A 2,901-nucleotide genomic window follows, 5' to 3' on the forward strand; every position below is an offset into this window, starting at 1 on the left:
GTACTGCTGTATCATCTTCTTCTACTGGTTCATTTATTAATTTGGGTGGTACTTCAAACTCATGGAATTACATTACCATTACTGGTTTGTCATTCATTCCGAAATATGTTATGGCGACTGGTCCTGATTCGTCGTTTGTATATTATACAAATGTGATAAATGGTCAAATAAGTGGTACAGATTTAGTTTATTTTTACCAAAATAGTAGTGGTGGCGGTTCTCAGTTTACAAATTACACTTATAAAAATGGTGGTATCTTACAGAATACATTAGGCGTTTGTATACTACCAGCTTATTTATCTAATAAAACATATACATATTGGGCAGTAGGATAAGGGAGGGGAACGGCTATGGAAATCGGTAGACGCATATATTATGAGTTAGCGACTGGAAATGTTATTCAAGATACTGGAGAGCGGTCAGGGGATGTTATAGAAACAACTATAGAACAAGATTTTGAGGTATACGCAGCGCTTCACGAGAGGGTGCCGAGCACAGTCGGTTGTCTTCAGTTAAGTTATGGTCAATACGCACTGGAATTTTCAAAATACCAACTTCGAATTGATGTCACAACAGAAAATCCCATTTGGTCACCTTACAATGACGGAACTTTGGAGGATGCCAAAACACAAAAAATCAAACAATTAAATGAGTTCTGCAATGCATCCATACTCGCAGGTTTCACATCGAACGCGCTGGGCACTCAGTATCTATACGATTTTGACTACGACGCACAAATAAACCTAGGAGGCATGCTGAACGCTATCACAGCAGAATTAGTTTCGGAGCCGGTCATTTGGAAAGCGTCTGGTTTACCCCAAGCGCATACCTTCGCTCAGTTCAAAGAAGTATTCGGGGCAGGTCTTACTCATAAAAATACAAACATTGGTAAGTATTGGGTTTTAAAGGCGCAAGTTGAAGCTGCAACAACACTAGAAGAAGTCGAGGCGATAAGGTGGTAAATCATCTCCAACCTTGCGATGTTATCTTTGTTCGCCGCCGCCGTAATCAAACCTTGAAAGATAGAGTCATAGGAAAATTAGTCAAATGGGCTACTGGGAGCGAATATTCCCATGTAGCCTATTTTATTTGCCCAGGAGTAACTTTCGAAGTCAATGCTTTTCGACGTGCTGGTTACGGATCAATTGATGATTATGCGGAATTCAATGTGAAGCACCTTCGGTTTGCGCCAAATGTACGAGAGAGAATCCTACAGCGAATCCAAAGGACGAAGGGAAGCCCATATGGATGGGGAGAGGTCTTTGCTCTACTGCTTCGAAAAAAGTTAGGCATTCCGATTTACTATGATAATCCCACTACAAACGAATGTGCGGAAGTATTAGTCAAAGCCGTACGAGCTGAAACAGGGGTTTGGATTGTCGAGCAAACTACTGGCGATGTAAGTCCACAAGACCTATGGGATTCACCGTGGTTAAAATAACTAGCGCCAATATTAGGCGGAAAGAGGCGTTCATGAATCGATATTTTCAATCAATCATGAGTTTAGAATCAATCATAAAGCCAACAAATGTTGGAGCAGGTTTCGTCGGAGCTTTCCTCGGGCCATTTATCATGCAGTCATTTGGAAACGGAAAAGCATGGGCTTTTATTTTATTAATCGCTGTCATCATTGCTGACTGGATAACTGGGACTGCTGCAGCTAAGAAAGATGAAAGCTACTCCTCTGAGTATGGAATTAGGGCGGTACCGCGGACAATTTTGATGCTCTGGTTTCCTATTATCGGTGGATTACTTGACAAGGTATCACTGAGTGTTTTTGGAATCAACCAACCAGGGTATGCATTCTTTTCAATCACAATCATGCTTATCTATCATACCTGGGAGAGCATGACAGCTAATGCGTACCGAGCTGGCTGGGAACAGTGGATTCCTAAGAGCGTTACCTCATTTGTGGGGAGTGAAATTAAGGCGAAGATCGAGCGAGCGAATCGTCAGAAGGACGGTATGAGCAAATGAGAAATCAAGAATTCATTAATAAAATCGCACCCGCAGCTGTAGAGGACATGATTAATACGGGTGTGCTTGCAAGTATTACAATTGCTCAGGCAGCTCTGGAAAGCGCGTGGGGGCAGTCGGCTCCCGGCAACAATCTATTCGGAATTAAAGGAAGTGGACCGACTCAGACAACAAAAGAATTTATCAACGGTCAGTGGGTGTCTATCAAAGCAGGTTTTAGATCATATCAGAACTGGCTTGGCAGTATTACGGATCATTCAAAGTTTTTACTTGAGAATCCGAGGTACCGCAATGCAGGATTCTTTGATCAATGTTCATTAAGGGACTATGCAGGGGCGGCAAGGGCATYGCAAGCTGCAGGATATGCGACGGATCCTCAGTATGCGACAAAAATAATCGGGATCATTGAGAGTAATTGGTTACAACAATTTGATCAGGAGGCTGATAACATGCTGAGAGAAATTGAGGAGTTAAAAGGACAAATTCAAACACTACTAAACACTGCAGAGGCGCATATTGAGAAGATTAGTGTATTAGAAAAGAGATCAAATATGCCAGTACCTGAGTGGGCATTAGATGCAGTGGCTGCAGCGAGTTCAACAATCTGCAAAGATGGCGAGCCACTAATTGATACTCCGAGGGGCGCTAGTTATGATTTTTATCGTCTACTTCGAATCTTACATCGAATGGGGATAGTATAGTTATTAAGATGTTCTCAGATATATTACTATAATATGGTCAAACATTCTTGTTGTTGTAAAAATTGAATTTAATTCTAAAAAAGCAATACTTTAATGATGTAGATTGATTGAAATGAAGTTTATGAGTTATTATACACACAATAGGTTTGAAAAAACAAAATTTTACATTTATCGGGAGATTTAGGATGAATATTTTTTTGGATACAACTGTTCTATACAAAGA

General features: G+C 40.8%; 5 protein-coding genes. All 5 read left to right on the forward strand.

What is annotated here, in order from left to right:
* A partial coding sequence (locus AC1DUA_RS32110; protein WP_477503596.1) for a hypothetical protein occupies positions 1-335 on the forward strand: 335 nt, incomplete at its 5' end.
* A gap of 15 nt (positions 336-350) precedes the next feature.
* On the forward strand, positions 351-962 hold the full coding sequence (locus tag AC1DUA_RS32115; protein ID WP_477503597.1) for a DUF4376 domain-containing protein: 612 nt from the start codon (positions 351-353) through the stop codon (positions 960-962).
* Positions 956-1,441, forward strand: a complete 486-nt coding sequence (locus AC1DUA_RS32120; protein WP_477503598.1) for a hypothetical protein — start codon at positions 956-958, stop codon at positions 1,439-1,441. Before AC1DUA_RS32115 ends, AC1DUA_RS32120 begins: the two co-directional genes overlap by 7 nt.
* 32 nt (positions 1,442-1,473) lie before the next feature.
* The gene (locus tag AC1DUA_RS32125) at positions 1,474-1,977 is read left to right on the forward strand and encodes a phage holin family protein (RefSeq protein WP_477503599.1); all 504 of its coding nucleotides are present in this window, start codon (positions 1,474-1,476) and stop codon (positions 1,975-1,977) included.
* Positions 1,974-2,678, forward strand: coding sequence for a glycoside hydrolase family 73 protein (locus AC1DUA_RS32130; protein WP_477503600.1), 705 nt, complete (start codon positions 1,974-1,976; stop codon positions 2,676-2,678). Before AC1DUA_RS32125 ends, AC1DUA_RS32130 begins: the two co-directional genes overlap by 4 nt.
* Positions 2,679-2,901 lie beyond the last annotated feature (223 nt).

The sequence above is a fragment of the Paenibacillus sp. 01T422 genome, assembly GCF_056398785.1.

Coding starts and splice junctions, on each gene's coding strand:
- AC1DUA_RS32125 (WP_477503599.1), top strand. CDS start 1,474: ATGAATCGATATTTTCAATCAATCATGAGTTTAGAATCAATCATAAAG.
- AC1DUA_RS32115 (WP_477503597.1), top strand. CDS start 351: ATGGAAATCGGTAGACGCATATATTATGAGTTAGCGACTGGAAATGTT.